This window comes from Nitrosomonas sp. Nm58 (assembly GCF_900107335.1).
Lineage (GTDB): Bacteria > Pseudomonadota > Gammaproteobacteria > Burkholderiales > Nitrosomonadaceae > Nitrosomonas.
In genome coordinates, this window is sequence record NZ_FNPQ01000025.1 from 1 (window position 1) to 17,384 (window position 17,384).

14 protein-coding genes and 2 pseudogenes are annotated in these 17,384 nt (G+C 43.8%); 8 read left to right on the top strand and 8 right to left on the bottom strand.

Annotated elements, in window-relative coordinates; translation table 11 throughout:
• The first annotated feature begins 180 nt into the window (after window positions 1–180).
• From rplM to erpA, 4 genes are all read left to right on the top strand, one after another.
• Window positions 181–615, top strand: coding sequence for a 50S ribosomal protein L13 (gene rplM / locus BLW34_RS10145; RefSeq protein ID WP_090544178.1), 435 nt, complete (start codon window positions 181–183; stop codon window positions 613–615).
• Window positions 616–618: 3 nt separating this feature from the next.
• Window positions 619–1,011, top strand: coding sequence for a 30S ribosomal protein S9 (gene rpsI / locus BLW34_RS10150; RefSeq protein WP_090579056.1), 393 nt, complete (start codon window positions 619–621; stop codon window positions 1,009–1,011).
• 88 nt (window positions 1,012–1,099) lie between these two features.
• Window positions 1,100–2,128 carry an N-acetyl-gamma-glutamyl-phosphate reductase gene (argC, locus tag BLW34_RS10155; protein WP_090579059.1) on the top strand — a complete coding sequence of 343 codons (1,029 nt, stop codon included), beginning with the start codon at window positions 1,100–1,102 and terminating at the stop codon, window positions 2,126–2,128.
• A 193-nt stretch (window positions 2,129–2,321) separates the two neighbouring features.
• Window positions 2,322–2,684: an iron-sulfur cluster insertion protein ErpA gene (gene erpA, locus BLW34_RS10160; RefSeq protein WP_371263930.1), complete on the top strand. Its 363-nt coding sequence runs from the start codon at window positions 2,322–2,324 to the stop codon at window positions 2,682–2,684.
• A gap of 18 nt (window positions 2,685–2,702) precedes the next feature.
• On the opposite strand, the gene BLW34_RS10165 is transcribed toward erpA, so the two are convergent.
• The 3 genes and pseudogenes from BLW34_RS10165 to BLW34_RS10175 all read right to left on the bottom strand — a co-directional run.
• A complete protein-coding gene (locus tag BLW34_RS10165) occupies window positions 2,703–3,803 on the bottom strand; it encodes an anhydro-N-acetylmuramic acid kinase (protein ID WP_090579062.1) in 1,101 nt (366 codons plus the stop codon).
• Window positions 3,804–3,846: 43 nt separating this feature from the next.
• Window positions 3,847–5,175, bottom strand: a complete 1,329-nt coding sequence (locus tag BLW34_RS10170; protein ID WP_090579065.1) for a peptidoglycan DD-metalloendopeptidase family protein — start codon at window positions 5,173–5,175, stop codon at window positions 3,847–3,849.
• Window positions 5,176–5,465: 290 nt separating this feature from the next.
• Window positions 5,466–6,412 (bottom strand): annotated as a pseudogene (locus tag BLW34_RS10175) (IS5 family transposase); the annotation flags it as partial.
• Between the two features lie 140 nt (window positions 6,413–6,552).
• On the opposite strand from BLW34_RS10175, the gene tyrS reads away from it, so the two are divergent.
• Complete coding sequence (gene tyrS / locus BLW34_RS10180; RefSeq protein WP_090579068.1) at window positions 6,553–7,767, top strand: tyrosine--tRNA ligase; 1,215 nt, start codon at window positions 6,553–6,555, stop codon at window positions 7,765–7,767.
• Between the two features lie 3 nt (window positions 7,768–7,770).
• Here tyrS and BLW34_RS10185 read toward each other — a convergent pair.
• Window positions 7,771–8,606 (bottom strand): annotated as a pseudogene (locus BLW34_RS10185) (IS982 family transposase).
• Window positions 8,607–8,970: 364 nt separating this feature from the next.
• Here BLW34_RS10185 and BLW34_RS10190 point away from each other — a divergent pair.
• Complete coding sequence (locus BLW34_RS10190) at window positions 8,971–10,341, top strand: DEAD/DEAH box helicase (RefSeq protein WP_090579071.1); 1,371 nt, start codon at window positions 8,971–8,973, stop codon at window positions 10,339–10,341.
• Between the two features lie 130 nt (window positions 10,342–10,471).
• On the opposite strand, the gene BLW34_RS10195 is transcribed toward BLW34_RS10190, so the two are convergent.
• The 4 genes from BLW34_RS10195 to rfbA all read right to left on the bottom strand — a co-directional run bounded on the left by BLW34_RS10195 (window position 10,472) and on the right by rfbA (window position 14,259).
• Complete coding sequence (locus BLW34_RS10195; protein ID WP_256203739.1) at window positions 10,472–11,260, bottom strand: alkaline phytoceramidase; 789 nt, start codon at window positions 11,258–11,260, stop codon at window positions 10,472–10,474.
• Between the two features lie 68 nt (window positions 11,261–11,328).
• Complete coding sequence (gene radA / locus BLW34_RS10200) at window positions 11,329–12,702, bottom strand: DNA repair protein RadA (RefSeq protein ID WP_090579077.1); 1,374 nt, start codon at window positions 12,700–12,702, stop codon at window positions 11,329–11,331.
• 46 nt (window positions 12,703–12,748) lie between these two features.
• Entirely contained in the window at window positions 12,749–13,294 is a 546-nt protein-coding gene (rfbC, locus tag BLW34_RS10205; RefSeq protein ID WP_090579080.1) for a dTDP-4-dehydrorhamnose 3,5-epimerase, read from the bottom strand.
• 2 nt (window positions 13,295–13,296) lie between these two features.
• A complete protein-coding gene (gene rfbA / locus BLW34_RS10210) occupies window positions 13,297–14,259 on the bottom strand; it encodes a glucose-1-phosphate thymidylyltransferase RfbA (protein ID WP_256203740.1) in 963 nt (320 codons plus the stop codon).
• Between the two features lie 178 nt (window positions 14,260–14,437).
• Between rfbA and BLW34_RS10215 the strand changes: the two genes are divergently transcribed.
• Complete coding sequence (locus BLW34_RS10215; RefSeq protein ID WP_090579083.1) at window positions 14,438–16,075, top strand: ABC transporter transmembrane domain-containing protein; 1,638 nt, start codon at window positions 14,438–14,440, stop codon at window positions 16,073–16,075.
• Window positions 16,076–16,144: 69 nt separating this feature from the next.
• Complete coding sequence (locus BLW34_RS10220; RefSeq protein WP_090579086.1) at window positions 16,145–17,383, top strand: endonuclease domain-containing protein; 1,239 nt, start codon at window positions 16,145–16,147, stop codon at window positions 17,381–17,383.
• The last annotated feature ends 1 nt before the right edge of the window (window position 17,384 follow it).

Sequence of the window (17,384 nt, forward strand, 5' to 3'; positions counted from 1 at the left end):
GTCCGTTTCATCTGAAATCCTCCCAGGACTCCATATCAAACCAGACAGATCATTTGCTACAAGTCCGGACAGTTTATTTGCTCTCTACATTCTTAACAATGAAAATTGACAATCTCCTTTACTTAGCATAATATTCTTGGTTGATTTGTGTTCGAAAACAAAAAGAGCGAGATAAGTTCAGTGAAAACCTTTTCAGCAAAGCCACATGAAGTTAATCATGATTGGTTTGTTATAGATGCGACTGATAAAGTTTTAGGAAGATTGGCTGCAGCGATAGCACATCGTTTGCGAGGAAAACATAAGCCTATCTATACTCCGCATGTCGATACAGGAGACTATATCGTTGTCGTTAATGTAGACAAAATACGCGTAACGGGTAATAAGGAAGAAGACAAGAAGTATTATCGGCACAGTGGCTATCCCGGAGGGATATACGAGACTAATTTCAAGAAGATGCATGCGCGTTTTCCGGGAAAACCTTTGGAGAAAGCAGTCAAGGGCATGCTGCCTAAGGGTCCATTAGGCTATGCTATGTTTAAAAAGCTTAAGGTGTATGCAGGTGACTCTCATCCGCATACTGCACAGCAACCAAAACTATTAGAAATCAGAGCTTAATTTATGGCAATAAATTATAATTACGGAACTGGTCGCAGGAAGAGTGCTGTAGCTAGAGTTTTTATTAAACCGGGAAGTGGCCTATTTACTATAAATAATAAGCCGGTAGATGAATATTTTTCACGCGAAACCGGTCGCATGATTGTCCGTCAACCGCTTGAGTTGACGGACAACATGACGAATCTAGATATAATGGTCAATATCTGCGGTGGCGGAGAATCTGGGCAGGCTGGCGCAGTGCGTCATGGAATAACCAGAGCCTTAATTGATTATGACGAAACACTTAAGCCGGTTTTAAGTAAAGCTGGCTTTGTGACGCGTGATGCGCGAGAGGTTGAACGGAAGAAAGTTGGTTTACGTAAAGCTCGTCGGCGTAAACAATTTTCTAAACGTTAACTTACTTATCTATTCAAGAAAAGCCGCCTATACTGGCGGCTTTTTTGTTTTACCAGAATTAAGACATACTCTCCTACACGGGAACACTATGATCAAAATTGGTATAGTAGGCGGAACAGGCTATACAGGCGTAGAGCTACTACGCATTCTTGCACAGCATCCGAAAGTTCAACTAAATGTAATTACCTCGCGCCAGGAAGCAGGAATGGCCGTTGATGAGTTATTTCCCAGTTTACGTAAGCAAGTAACGCTTAAGTTTTCTGATCCCAGTCGAGCTGAACTAAACAAATGTGATCTCGTTTTCTTTGCGACTCCCAATGGAGTCGCTATGCAGCAGGCGAGATCTCTATTTGATGCAGGCGTTCTTATTATTGATTTATCCGCTGACTTTCGTATCAAAAATATAGCAGAATGGGAAAAATGGTATGGCATGCCTCATGCCTGCCCAGAGTTAATTGCTGAAGCCGTATATGGTTTGCCTGAAATAAATCGTGAACACATAAGAAATGCACGGCTAATAGCTAATCCAGGCTGCTATCCTACCGCAGTACAACTAGGCTTTTTACCTTTAATTGAAGCCGGAGTGATCGATATCAATCAACTTATTGCTGATACAAAGTCAGGGGTATCAGGTGCAGGACGTAAAGCAGAGGTACAAACATTATTTTCAGAAGCCGCAGACAACTTTAAGTCCTATGCTGTACCAGGACACCGCCATCTACCCGAAATAAAGCAGGGTTTATCCAGTGTCGCTAAAAAACAAGTTGACCTTACATTTGTGCCCCATCTCACACCCATGATTCGCGGAATACATGCAACTTTATATGCAAAACTCATTAAAGAAGTTGATTTACAAACTCTGTATGTAAATCGCTATGCTAATGAGCCATTTGTCGATGTATTGCCAGCAGGCAATCATCCAGAAACACGTTCTGTTCGCGGATCTAACTATTGCCGAATTGCAGTACACCGCCCACAAGATGGTAATATCGCAGTGATACTCTCAGTAACAGACAATCTCGTTAAGGGTGCTGCAGGACAAGCGGTACAAAATATGAATATCATGCTGGGATTTCCAGAAACATTAGGGATTGAACATGTTCCACTATTACCCTAAGTAATATTTTTACACCTAGCTTGTCTATAGAATAAGAAACTGTCCCAACAGAAATACCCTCAATGAAGTAAATTGACACCAATGATATATTTTATGTTGATTCAGATACAAATTGATTTTTAAAGTGTCGAAATAGAACTAATATAGTTTACTCAAGCCCTTCATTTAATAATAGATAGGTAGGTAGAATAATATGAACGTGACAACTGGCATGAATACTGAAAACCAATCATCCTTAATTTTTACTGAGAATGCAGTAGGCAAGGTCAAGCACCTAATAGAGGAAGAAGGGAATTATAATTTAAAATTAAGAGTCTTCATAAGTGGGGGAGGATGTTCAGGTTTTCAATATGGTTTCACTTTTGATGAAACCATTAATGAAGATGATTTTGTTATGGAAAAAGGGGGAGTAAAACTATTAATCGATTCAATGAGCTTTCAGTATTTAATTGGCGCTGAAATCGATTACCAGGAAAATCCTCAAGGCGCTCAGTTTATTATTAAAAATCCTTCCGCAGCGAGCACGTGTGGCTGCGGCTCCTCCTTCTCAATTTAGCCATTCACTGAGGCGCGCTCAAGCAGTATAAATCGCCCCAAGAATACGGCTACCTTGCGCACCCGTAACAGCAGGAAGATTAGCAGGGACTTTATTGATAGTCTGTTTGGCTAGCCAAGCAAAAGCAAATGCTTCTATCCAATCAGCATCTATACCCAACACATCGGTTAAATCAACTTTTTTCTCCGGTAAGATGGCCTTCAATCCGGCTACTAGCCTCTTATTGCGCGCACCGCCACCACACAAATAAACTTCTTCGGCTTCTGGAAAATGAAATCGTATAGGTCGTGCAATTGCTTCAGCAGAAAGTTCCAGTAATGTAGCCTGCACATCTTCAGGCACCTCATTCCCGCGCAAATAACTTCTTAACCATTCATTATTAAACATCTCCCTACCTGTACTTTTCGGTGGTGGTAAAGAAAAAAATGGAAATGCAAGAAATGCTTCCAGCAACCCTGGAATAATACACCCTGTTCCAGCCCAAGAGCCATTGTGATCGTAAACGCTTCCTCTATGGTGCAAACACCAGGCATCCATCAATATATTTCCCGGGCCACAATCAAAACCAACAATCCCGCTCTTAGGCGAAAGACTAGTAATATTTGCAATTCCACCAATATTGACTATGATGCGATGTTTTTTTGTATGACCAAATAGAACTTGATGAAATGCCGGCACCAAAGGAGCACCTTGCCCCCCCGCCGCGATATCACGATTTCTGAAATCAGCAACCACAGTAATACCAGTAAGTTCCGCCAGAAGTGCGGCATTGCCTAATTGAATACTATAAGCTCTATCAGGCTGGGGACAGTGCCTTACTGTCTGGCCATGACAGCCAATGGCAGCAATACTTTGCGAGCTAATCCCGCTATTGACAAGAAGGCCTTCTACGGCATCAGCATATAATCTGGATAGTTTATTACTCAGTAAAGCAGCATGATGAAGCTCATCATGATCCGCTCGATTTAACGCCAACAATTGCTCTCGTAAGTATTTGTCATAAGACAAGAAATAGGTTTGGATCAAGGAAGGAGTCGATGAATCAAAATTTACTAATGCTGCATCTACCCCATCGAGACTTGTTCCAGACATGATCCCTATATAGAGAGCTTCTCTCAATGACTTAACTCGCTAAACTGGAATATATTCGTAAAACTCAGAATCAGTTGGCAGAAGCAAAATTGGCATTACGAAGAAGATCTAATCGAGCAACAAGTTCTTTTGTTTCCCTATGAAACACAGTTCTATTTTTTTTGCTGATAGGTAGCGCGGAAGGCATCACCATCTTTGACGGATCACGCTGAATCCCATTTATGCGAAGCTCATAATGTAGATGTGGACCTGTTGCCATTCCAGTTGAACCAACATATCCAATTACCTCACCTTGCTTAACATGCCTTGCTTTCTGCATACCTTTCCTGAAAGCTGATAAGTGCCCATAAGCAGTGCTATACTCCCCGCGATGTTTCAATACAACCAGGTTTCCATATCCGTTTTGCCACCCACTATATTCTACTGTTCCATCTGCAGTTGCCATTACAGGTGTACCAATTGGCGCTGCATAATCGACTCCTTTATGAGCACGCCATTGTTTTAATATCGGATGGAAACGAGCATTTGTAAATCCTGAACTGATTCGAGAAAATTCTAAGGGTGCACGCAAAAATGGTTTACGTAAACTCTCGCCGGAAGGGGTATAGTAATCACCTTCCTCATGAGGAGCCTGGAAATATACTGCCCGATAAGATTTACCCTTGTTGATAAATTCGACAGCTAGAATACGCCCATGTTGCGCACTCTCACCATTATCACGAAACGTCTCATAAACGACCGTAAAACGATCACCTTTGTGTAAATCACGATAAAAATCAATATCTGATGCAAAAATATTAGCAATCTGCATCGCAATACTACTGGGTAATCCAGCGGCATCTGTAGCTGCGAACAAAGAGCTTTCTATCACTCCAGAACCAACCCGAATACGGGCATTCGCTTCAACAGACTGCTCGCTCATTTCATAGGCGTCATCAACCTTCTCTATCAGGAACTGCTCTCCTTTACCATAAAAATATCGTAGTGTTAACAGTTCTCCATCTGCTGTTGTTTCAGCATGAATAATTTCTCCTGGCTTGAGCTGCCGCATTGCCTTGCTGTCTTTGACAATACGTAAAAAATTGGCTTTATCCTGCTGATTAACTTCCAGTCGTGAAAGAATCGCTGCAATCGTGTCTCCACGACGAATATTTTCCTGATGCCAGAAAGCGCTATTAGTATCATCAGAAATTGACATTTCAGGGAGTGAGAGAGTACGAACAATTTTACGCTCAGGAATATCTTGCAAAGAAGCATTTGGCGAGATGCCAAATGCAGTAACCATACCAAATAAGGGCAAACTGGATAAGATTGTTAACCAACGTAATCTTTTTTGTGTAAACACCGGCGGCTTTTGCGCTAGAATCCTCATTTTATCGCGTGGTGACGTATATAGCATCTTATGTTACATCTCCTATCTGATTGTGAGCCGGCCCTTAGTCTAGCACAGAAATGCATAATCCCTAGCAGGCCGTTGAAAAACTCGGCATTTTGATTCTGAAATTTCTCTTTTAAAAGACTGGAAGCACTTTGGTTGTTTTTGCAGATCTATTTTTACCAAAGAGACTCATTTTTTGATCAGTTTCTGTCCGAACTTCCTGTAAATCCTGCTCTTTTGTTCTTATCCGCCTGTTTTAGGCGGATTTTGGACGTACCGTTCCTATGTGCGCGAACCCGCCCCCCCCCCCCGCCGGCCAGACTTCTGATGCGCACCAGATTGCAAATTGCGGCAATAAACCGGAGCTGCCCGCTGATTCTATTGCGCCGGACCAACTTCAGCTTATGCATCCCGCCTACCGTTTTGATCCAGCCCAATACTTCCTCGATCCGTTTGCGAATCTTCAGACTGGTCGCATAGCCTTCACTCTGGCAAATATCATCCGGCATGGTGCTGCCTTTGCATTGGGCTGCCACATGCGGGATCATACCCAGCGACCGCACTGCCTTGATGTGCTTATCCACATCGCAGCCGCGATCTTCCCCCACTGTGGCTTCCGGGTTGACGTTGGCTTGCAACAGCTTGAGCGATTCTTCCCGTTCGGCCATCCCTGCCGTCGCCGATACGCTTATATCTACACCAGACCGTTACGATTCTCCATCAGCACATACTCCATGTGGCACAGACGACTGGCATCGCCGTCACTCTTGCGCGCCAAGTGTGCGCCAAGATCAGTGGCCGATTCATGGGTGGCGTTGCTGCACTTTTCCCCCTTTGAAGTTCCGACCTGTATTGCGGGTGTTGTCATCCGGCGGATTGTTGGCGCCATCTTTGCGCACAAAGCTTTTGCGTGACGCCCAGGCATCCAGCAGTGTGTGCTGTCAATGCTGAAATGTTCGTCACTGCTCAGTTCCACCCACTCCGTCAGATACTTGACACCCATGAAAAAACACCCAGCCATTGCGTTGTCCAGCAGGCGGTTGCGGTTATGGGTAAAGGCACTTTGATCCCACTCCAGATCGTCAATACCCAGCTCAACAAACCAGCGGTACAGCAGCCTGTATTCGATGTGCTCGACCAGTTACCGTTCGGAACGGATGGCAAACAACACCTGGAGCAGCGCATGATTGACAGGCATCCATTCTTCCAAGTTGATGTAGCTGAAAGGCTGTTGTTGGGAATGTTCAATGCCGCGCATGATTCAGTATAGTAAGGTTTTTGCAAAATTTTACCGGAGCAAGTCCGTTTTTCAACAGCCTGCTAGCCTGGTATTATATGGAAAACAAACTTAAAATAAGCTGACCGCCAGGATCCTAAAAATAAACTATTGTATTTATTGTGTCTAATTCAATCACCGAACAACTAAAAAAAATTAAGCGCGGCTGTCATGAGTTGCTGGTAGAAGAAGAATTAATCCAGAAGCTTGAGACGGGTATTCCTTTGAGAGTTAAGGCTGGATTTGATCCTACTGCGCCTGATTTGCATCTGGGTCATACGGTATTGCTCAATAAGCTACGCCAGTTCCAGGATATGGGTCACCATATCCTGTTTCTAATTGGTGATTTCACGGGAATGATCGGTGATCCTAGCGGTAAAAATTCAACACGCCCCCCGTTAACTCGCGATGAAGTTAAGCAGAATGCTAAATCTTATACAAATCAGGTTTTCAAAATCCTCAGATCGGATCAAACTGAAGTAGTATTTAACTCCACCTGGATGGATAAGCTTAGTGCCGTTGATCTAATTAAACTTTCCGCGACTCACACTGTTGCACGGATGTTGGAAAGAGATGATTTCAGCAAACGCTATCGTAATAACCAAGCTATTGCTCTCCATGAGTTCCTGTATCCGCTCATTCAAGGCTATGACTCAGTTGCGCTCAAGGCTGATATCGAATTAGGAGGCACTGACCAAAAATTCAATCTATTGATGGGACGTGAATTACAAAAACATTTTGGCCAGTCGCCGCAATGTATTCTCACCATGCCGCTGCTAGAAGGGTTGGATGGCATCAACAAAATGTCCAAATCCCTAAACAACTATGTTGGTATTACTGAAAATCCCACTGAAATATTTGGAAAACTTATGTCTGTTTCCGACAGATTAATGTGGCGTTATATCGAGCTACTTTCATTTGAATCATTAAATACTATCCAGAATTGGAAGCAGGAGGTGGAAAAAGGCCGAAATCCGCGAGAAATTAAGGTGCTGTTTGCTCAAGAAATTGTCGCCCGTTTCCATAGCAAGACAGATGCTGAGAAAGTGTTGATCGATTTCGAAGCTCGCTTTAAAAAGGGAGTTATACCAGATAATATTCCGGAGAAATTACTACCGATTGACGAAATCAATATTTCTATTGCCCAGCTACTTAAACAAGCAGGGCTAACACCTAGTACCAGCGAAGCATTGCGCATGATTGAGCAAGGTGGTGTAAAGCTAAATGGAAATAAAATCGTTGACAAGGCAATTCATGTCGCCGCTGGTGAAACAGTCATTGTTCAAGTGGGCAAGCGTAAATTCTCCAAAGTAACAATAACTTCAGAAAAATCCTAGAATTCATACTCCGCGCATATTAACGTAAGCTACCAGCTCGGCTATCAGATTAACAAAAAAGTTAAATGGGCTGCGATGGCGGGAATGCTCGATTTGCGAGATGTTTTTCAGTTGATCGTTGACAGTCTCCATGATCGAGCGTTTACGCAACAAAAGTTTGTCAAACAGCGGCAGCAGCTTGCTTCTTATGTTTTTACGCAGCTTGGTGACGAGTTGCACGCCTTCCTCCCAGAGTTGCTCAAAGAGCGGCTGAGAGATGTAGCCCCGGTCACCAAAGAGTTTTTCAAATAAGGAACGTGCCAGCTCTGGCGCCGGGTCACGATCATCGACATTACCTGCCGTTATTTTCACGCTCAGTAATTCCCCCTGGTCATTAATGATTAAGTGCAGCTTGAATCCATAAAACCAATCTACGCTGGTCTTTCCCCTGGCAGCAAACGCCGCCATTACTTTATGTGATCAGATGCGGCGATTGTGACATGCACTGATCCCGGTCGAATCAATGAAGCTCATCCCACTGCAGCGCCCAAAACGGCTGATCAGAAAACAGCTCAACGAACGGCACCAGCGTTACCTTGCAACAGCTCAACAAAACGATTGTAGCTCACCAACCCTGGAAAATAAGGCCGCTCATTCCTCAATACCTGATTCAGGTAATAGTCCTTAGTCCGGCAGCCGGGTAGATGAAACCCCACCACGATCGCCATGACTTCACTAAGACACAGTTCCCCTCGTCGCTGACGCGGCTTTAGCGAGGATTCCAGCAAGCGCTGCTCCCACCATGACTCAAACTCCTGGCAAAAGTCGTCTATCGCACAAAAAATCGCTATAGTATCCATCGGAACCTGACTCCTCTAGTGATGAAGCTCTTTCTTAAAATCGTTTCATCATAAGGAATTCGGATTCCTTTTACAGCCTTTGTTACGTCGAACTCACGTTGTAGTATTATGGTCCGCCAATAAAAAACTCGACATAATCGATAATTCCTGTATACTGCACGGTCTATTCAAATAGTAACCATCTTTTTAGATTCCATCGTTTCTGACCTCCTTTCAATTTTCCCTCTGTTTAGTCTGGAAATTGCGTAATACCACTGGTTAGCTGCGATGTTTTATTTCTGCGCCAGCGGTATTGGTAGCCTATGAGTTTTTGGTCTCAATCCCTGCTCGCGTATTTTTTACTTATACACATCAGGAAAACAACGTGTCTTTTGAAGATTTAAATTTACATCCCGCTATTATCAAAGCAATTAATGACTTAGGTTACACTACACCTACACCTATCCAACAACAAGCCATTCCAGAATTAATTCAGGGCCATGATGTCATGGCTTCAGCCCAAACGGGCACGGGCAAAACTGCTGCCTTCATGTTACCCGCACTTAATCGCCTAGCTACCCCTACAAAAGTAAGCGGCCGTGGGCCACGCATACTGGTATTAACGCCTACTCGTGAACTTGCTTTACAAGTTTCCGATGCCGCAAGCAAGTATGGCAAATACCTGACTCGCATCAAAGTCGTCAGTATTCTGGGTGGAATGTCTTATGTATTGCAAAACAAATTATTATCTCAACCAGTCGATATCTTGGTTGCAACACCTGGCCGCCTAATTGATCACATTCAGCGGGGTCGCATTGATTTCTCACGTCTGGAAATGCTGGTATTGGACGAAGCAGATCGTATGCTTGACATGGGATTCGTCCAAGATGTCGAAAGTATTGCCTCAGCTACACCATCAAGTCGTCAGACTTTATTATTTTCTGCCACACTTGACTCGACGATAGACAAAATTGCAGCGCGATTATTGAAATCCCCTAAACGTATTCAGGTAGCTTCGCATCGTACGAAGCTCGAAAATATCGAGCAGAGACTCCATTATGTAGATGATCTCTCTCATAAAAATAGATTGCTCGATCATTTACTCCGCGATCAATCACTTAAGCAAGCCATCGTTTTTACCGCAACCAAACGTGACGCAGACGATTTAGCTGACGATCTTGCAGCGCAAGGACATGAGGCTAGTGCACTTCATGGCGACATGAGTCAGCGTGAACGCACTCGCACCCTGACTAAATTGCGGAACGGCAGGCTTCGTATCCTGGTTGCTACCGATGTTGCGGCAAGAGGAATCGATGTTGCTGATATTACTCACGTTATTAATTTTGATTTACCCAAATTTGCCGAAGACTATGTACATCGTATCGGGCGAACAGGCCGCGCCGGCGCATCCGGCATTGCTGTCTCCTTTGCCTCTGGAAAAGATAGCATTAGCCTAAAAAGAATCGAACGTTTTACGGGACAGCGCTTTACGCCCTCTGTCATTCCGGGTATGGAACCAAAGTTCAAACATCGAATTGGGCAAAATGATGGAAAAGCCCAAAGGACTCCCCATGTTGCTCATAAACGTAATCGTTCTTGGGCATCGAATGAAAGAAATTCATTTAACTATGCTGATTCAAATAAAAACCATCCTCATAAATTTGATCGCGCAACCCCCAACGATAACAGGAAACGTTCCTCCTTTAAGCGTCCAAGTCAATTCAATGTAGGTATCCATGCTGAGCCGGGCAATTAATGCAATTCCACAGGCATAATCCTGTAAAAAGGGAAGATTGAGCAAACAGCTACGGCAGGTTGCTGCCGTAGCACAACATTCAATTACCCTCCGTTTACTTTATAACAAATTCAGGTATCTCATCTCTACTTCAAACATCGATTACCTTTCCTTTTTGATCTGCTTGATCAAATCTCTCTAGCAATCTTCGTTTTTTTAACATACGCAAAATCCAGTAAATAGCCAAGGCAGCAAGAAGATGTTTAAGTGTATGGCCACTCACAATCTGGCCAAAATGATAAATCTCCTCGTCCAACATTTCCGCGAGCTTAGCCAGACCATACAGAAAAATAACCATATAAATATCTGCTCCACGCGTATAGCGAGAGGGAAATAAAATTGCCAGTAAAACGATCAATAGTATCGAGAAAAACTGCACTGCAATATAAAAATTCAGGTTCCCAGCGCCTTGCTGTTCACTCCAGTACCAATAAACTACACTCGCCATCCCAATCATGACCAGCACCGGTAACCATTGTAATCCTTGTCTGATGTCAATACGCTCGGTCACGGTTGCCGCTAATAGGCCCATTACTCCCATCGCTATCGGTAATCGATCCCAAAATAACGTACTGTTTTCTGGCTCCCAATGATAATAAGCTGACCCCACACTCACCATGATGGCGCTTAGAAACACGATCAGGTATGGCCAGCATTCTGCCAATACAGTAAAAGTTTTTTGTGAGGGCAGCACCCTCACCCGCCTAAGAAACACTAAACCTACTATCCCAACCAACAAAAAAATCAGATTTGAAGCAACATTGAGAAAATTAGGTACACCCAGAAATGAACGCTGATCGATAAGCTCATGATACGAAAGAGGCTGGGGAATGGATGGCAAGATTGCAGCCGCCACTAACGCAATGATGAAAAGCATCATCAGAATATAAAATCTCACCCTCATAATTTTCAATATCAGTTACAAAAGTGTTGTACATTGATACTTCTTTAACGCAATTGAGCCACCGCTTCTTCGACACGCCGCACCGCGATAATCTCCAGACCAGGGATAGCCTGCTTGGGTTGGTTGGCTTTAGGGATAATCGCTTTGACAAAACCTAATTTAGCCGCTTCTTTCAATCTCTCCTGACCACGCTGGACAGGGCGCACCTCTCCTGCCAAGCCGATTTCACCAAACACCACTATTTTTTCAGGCAGTGGCTTATTTTTCAGCGAAGAAACAATCGCAAGCACGACAGCCAAATCCGCTCCCGGTTCGGTTATTTTGACACCCCCAACCGCATTGATAAACACATCCTGATCAAAGCAGGGAATGCCTGCGTGTCGATGCAACACCGCCAGCAGCATCGCTAGGCGGTTTTGCTCCAGTCCTACACTTAATCGCCTTGGATTAGGCGCATGCGCCTCATCCACCAATGCTTGGATCTCCACCAATAATGGGCGCGTCCCCTCTTGTGTCACCATCACACAAGCACCGGGTACTTGCTCATCGTGATGGGAAAGAAACAAAGCCGAGGGATTGCTTACTTCACGTAGACCTTTCTCAGTCATTGCGAAAACACCTAACTCATTGACTGCACCAAAGCGGTTCTTGAATGCCCGAATCAAGCGAAAGCTGGAATGAGTATCCCCTTCAAAGTACAGCACGGTATCGACCATATGTTCGAGCACACGTGGCCCAGCGAGCGCACCTTCCTTGGTAACATGGCCAATCAGAATCATGCAGACTCCTTGAGCCTTGGCTAATCGTGTCAACTGAGCAGCGCATTCGCGAACTTGAGCGACTGATCCTGGCGCAGATTGCAGTGTCTCCGCATAAATTGTCTGGATCGAATCAATCACCGCTACTTCGGGTTGATGCTCAGCAAGCATCGTTTGAATGTTTTCCAGCTGAATCTCAGTCAACAGTTTGATTGCTGTCACATCCAGTGCCAAACGTTTAGCCCGCATCGCAACTTGTTGTGCCGATTCCTCACCGCTAACATACAATACCTGATGCCTGGCCGACATGGCTGATAGCGCCTGCAATAACAACGTGGATTTACCAATACCTGGATCGCCTCCAAGCAGAACGACCCCCCCCCGCACTAACCCCCCCCCCAACACCCGATCAAATTCGATCATGCCTGTCGAATAACGGGGGAATTCCTGCGTTTCAATCTCATTTAAATTGTGCACCTGACTAAGCATGGTTGCAGGAATAAGACGAAAGCTATTTTTATCGAAACTCGTGTAACCTGTTTTCTCAGCAACCGCTTCCACAAGTGTATTCCATTCCCGGCAGTGCGGGCACTGGCCCTGCCACTTCAAGGTTTGGCCGCCACAAGCATTACAGAAATAGAGAGATTTAGACCTGACCATTGATTATTTGACAGCGCTATCTTGATCAAAAGCACTGGCTGATTGATTAGTCGTAAGTCTCTGCCTCGTAAAAAGGTTTTCCTTGCGCATCTTTCGTCGATAACACCGGCTCCTCATCGATTGGCCAATGAATGTTCAATATCGGATCGTTCCAGAGAATACAACGCTCATGCTCAGGTGCCCAGTAATCAGTTGTTTGATAAAGAAATTCTGCGAAAGCTGAGAGTACGACAAAACCATGGGCAAAACCTTCGGGAATCCAGAGCTGTTTCTTGTTTTCTGCGCTGAGAATTTCTCCTATCCATTGCCCAAACGTGGGAGAGGGTTTACGAAGATCTACTGCCACATCAAATACTTCACCGGCAATTACGCGCACCAATTTACCTTGAGACTGCTTGATTTGATAATGCAATCCGCGCAAAACATGTTTCATGGAACTTGAATGATTGCTTTGCACAAATGTGACGTTTCTACCGATCAAAGCGTTGAATTGTCGCTGATTATAGCTTTCATAGAAAAAACCTCGTCCATCACTGAATACTCGTGGTTCGATAAGATACACATCAGGTATCGCCAATTGGGTCACTTTCATATTCAATCAAGCTTCTCCTTATTACAGGCACCATCAATGTAAGCATGCTTGAGTATCTGCATCAAATACTGACCATAACTATTTTTATTTAGCAGATGCGCCAGCTTCTCCAATTGAACAGCATCAATCCACCCCTTTCGATAAGCAATTTCTTCTGGACAGGCTACTTTAAGCCCTTGCCGGTGTTCTATCGTTGCCACAAACTTACTCGCATCCAGCAATGATTCAAAGGTACCCGTATCGAGCCATGCATAGCCACGTCCCATAATTTCAACATTGAGATTATTTTGTGCCAGATAAAGCCGGTTGAGATCAGTAATTTCCAGCTCGTTCCGTGCTGAAGGCTTAAGGCTCTTTGCAAAATCAACCACCTGCTGATCATAAAAATACAATCCAGTCACAGCATAATTTGATTTAGGTTGCCTGGGCTTTTCCTCCAGATCAACCGCACGACCTTTTTGATCAAATTCAACCACACCATAACGTTCAGGATCATTGACATGATAGGCAAAAACACTCGCGCCTTGATCACGTATCATAGCGTTATCGAGCAAATCCTGGAAATCATGCCCATAAAAAATATTATCCCCCAGAATCAATGCGGAATTATCATTGGCAATAAATGATTCGCCAATGATAAAAGCCTGCGCCAATCCATCGGGCGATGGCTGGACAGCATAAGATAAACTCAGTCCCCAGTGCTCACCACTTCCCAGCAAGTGTTTAAAAAGCGGCGTATCCTGCGGTGTAGAAACGATGAGGATATCTCGAATACCCGCCAGCATCAGTGTGCTCAGTGGATAATAGATCATCGGTTTATCAAAAACCGGTAGTAGCTGCTTGGAAATCACCTGAGTAACGGGATATAGCCGTGTACCAGATCCACCCGCTAAAATGATGCCTTTTCTTCGGCAAGCAGCGGCCTGTGTCTGATTAACTGGATGTATTGGAGTAATTTTCATCATTTTATTTTTTGCATTAAATTTGAATGCTTCTATCAATCATTTAAATCAAACCTCATTCAAACGGAATATATAAATTTACCAATGATATTTCTCGTACTTATGAACGTGCATGATTTTTTTGTCATCTTTTCTTCTGCGAGATGCATCAATTGTATATTGATATTTAGATAAACTGGCTATGACCGAAATACAATTGTTCCGTCGCCTGATGACATGGATTGCTCCCTACTGGACAATGTTCGCTTTTGCTATCAGCAGTCTGATCGCCATTGCACTGACCACATCCCTATTACCATTACTCATCAAACAACTACTCGATAGCGTTCTGAATAGCAAAAACGACTTAGAAGGATTTCAGTTTACTCTACTGACAATACTCGGCTTATTAATTATACGTAGCATCGCAAGCTTTTCTAGTAGTTACACAATTAATTGGATAAGCGGAAAAGTCGGAATGGATCTTCGAGAAACACTGTTTGAGAAACTCTTGGCACTACCGGTTTCCTATCCTGAGCAGCATGATTCAGATAAGTTAAACGCTTATTTCTTTTCAAATATCGACCAAGTTACCGATGGCATCACTCAAATATTGGCCATTCTAGTAAAAGAGATATTCATAGTTATCGGATTATTGATAGTGATGTTCCGCGTAAACTGGGAATTCTCACTCATGGAGCTTTTAATCATGCTGGCTATCGGCTCAATCATGCAACTTGTCTCTCAAGAAAATGATTCAAATCAAAGAACACCCCACCCATCAATAGGTTCTCCTCTGCCCTCCCTAACGTCGATCAAGCACATCAAATCGATCAAACTCGATGGCAGTCAGTCACAAGAAAGCCAGCATTTTTGCAATTCAATTGAGCACCAAAGAAACCTTATCCTCAAGCAAGCAGTCATCAAAACGTTCAGTAAAACTATTGCCCTCATTATTATTACTACCCTCCTGGCGGCATTCTTTTTCCTGTTTAAGCAGCAGCTCAATCTTCACATGATGACGGCCGGAGATACAGGAGCCATGATCATAGCGGCACTGATGCTTGTTGTTCCTATAAGACGTTTACTGAACATGCAGTTATCTTTACAAAACAGGTTTCAAGTGATCCACCATATCGATTCACTCCTCACGCAGCAAAACGAATCAGATTCAGGTAGCGTCGAGATAGCCCGCACACGCGGTCAGCTTCGGTTTGAAGAGGTCAGTGTTTATAACTATTCACAAACCTGTCCTCCCCTCTTCAACCTCACATTGACTATACAGCCTAGTGAAATCGTTGCGTTGGCAAGCTCCAGCGATGGTCAGGAAAGAACGTTGATTGATCTCATTGCACGTTTCATTCACCCGTCAGAGGGAAGGATATTGCTGGACAATATCGACATCGCCACGATAAAACTAACTGACTTGCGGGCAAACATTGCATGGTTAACGCCAGATACCAAGCTTCTAAACGATACCATCGCAGCCAATATCGCATATGGCACAACGCGCTGCGCGACGGAGGCCAGCATTATAAAAGTTGCACGCACTTGCCATGTTACGAAATTTGCGCGTGGAATGCCTTATGGACTGCAAACCAGAATCGACACAAAAGATATTGAGCTCTCGGAGAATCAGCGCCAATGTATCTTGATCGCCCGAGCATTACTTAAAAATCCAGCGATTGTCATCATTGATGAAACCACGGCCGTGTTCAATACTCATTGCGCTTTGGTAGACGATGCACTTGATAACCTAATAAGACACCGAACCACTCTGATTATTTCCCCTCGAGCAACCATGCTTGAGAAAGCGCATCGAATCCTCGAGCTGGCATAGACGGAATGACTGGATTACAGAAAAATACTTTCTTACGGATATGCTTAATGCCACGAAACGGGTAAATAAATGGCTTTCAATCTTAATAATGCTCAACCAGAACGAACAACATTTGTTCCTTACCAGCTCGATATACATCAGCAATGGCGCAAACAAGGCACTCCAACACTTTCTACTATAAGTGGATATCCTGACAATATCCGGAAAATATGGCAACAGTGGATAACAAACCATACGCTAACAACAGCAACTTGGTCACCTGATACATCTCAATCATTATCCACATGTTGGCTAGAAGCGCTGCTTGCAAAACAAACATTACGGAGGCATCTTTTAGAATATCTAGCAGTAATCCATAAATGTACAACAGAGCATATTCTTCACCGATTGATTGGAAAAACTCGTTATGAACTAGATATATTTCAACGAAATTTACCTATAAATCTTTCCACGGCTGGTGACGTTCTATTGCGCTGGTTTATTGAGCTGATTGCACGAGAACAGGAAATCACCCCTCTTTTTGTCCCGGAACTAGTGAAAATCTTAAATGTGCAAAATGGACAAGATAGTCAAAATGACCTGGCAGTATTTACAGAATTCTTTCCCCTCGAAATTCTTCCTGCACTGCTGATTGAAATCACTAACTGCAATCATCTCAACTCTCCTTCAATTCGCTCCATAATTCAGCTTATTGAGTCCCTGCCGAAACTTCCAGTTGCCCTATCAGTTCCACCTGATACCTTGGCGCACTATTTTTCGAGTACAGCCGAGTCTAGAATCAAAACGATGCTGCACACAGGTCTGATTGCTATAAATCAGCAAGACAGTCTAAAAATCAATCTCCCACCTGAAACAACCTGTTTTCTGCAACAGTATCACGCATCGACGCAATTAATTGATGAAGCTAAATCGCTGCTTCGAGTACCCTCTGAAGCGCCCATTGATTGTTCAAATGCCCGGAGCCAAGCCGAACTGTTTCTGTTTAATGTACTGGAACTGGTGCCGGATACCCATGGTATCTTCAAGCTTAATACCAAAATGCCGTTTACATTTGGCAATCAAGCTATGGAAATCGATTTATACGCACATAAAGAACGGATCGCTATAGAAATCGATGGTTATTATCATTTTCAGGAACTGGAGACATGGCGCAGAGACCGCCGCAAAGATCTTGCGTTGCAAATACAAGGAATTCTGGTGCTTCGTTTTTTGGCAGAAGATGTGGTCACTAGACTAGAAGAAATTCTCAACACGATACGGTTTACCCTACGGTCCGGTCGAAAAGAAGACAAATTCAAGGATAACTAAA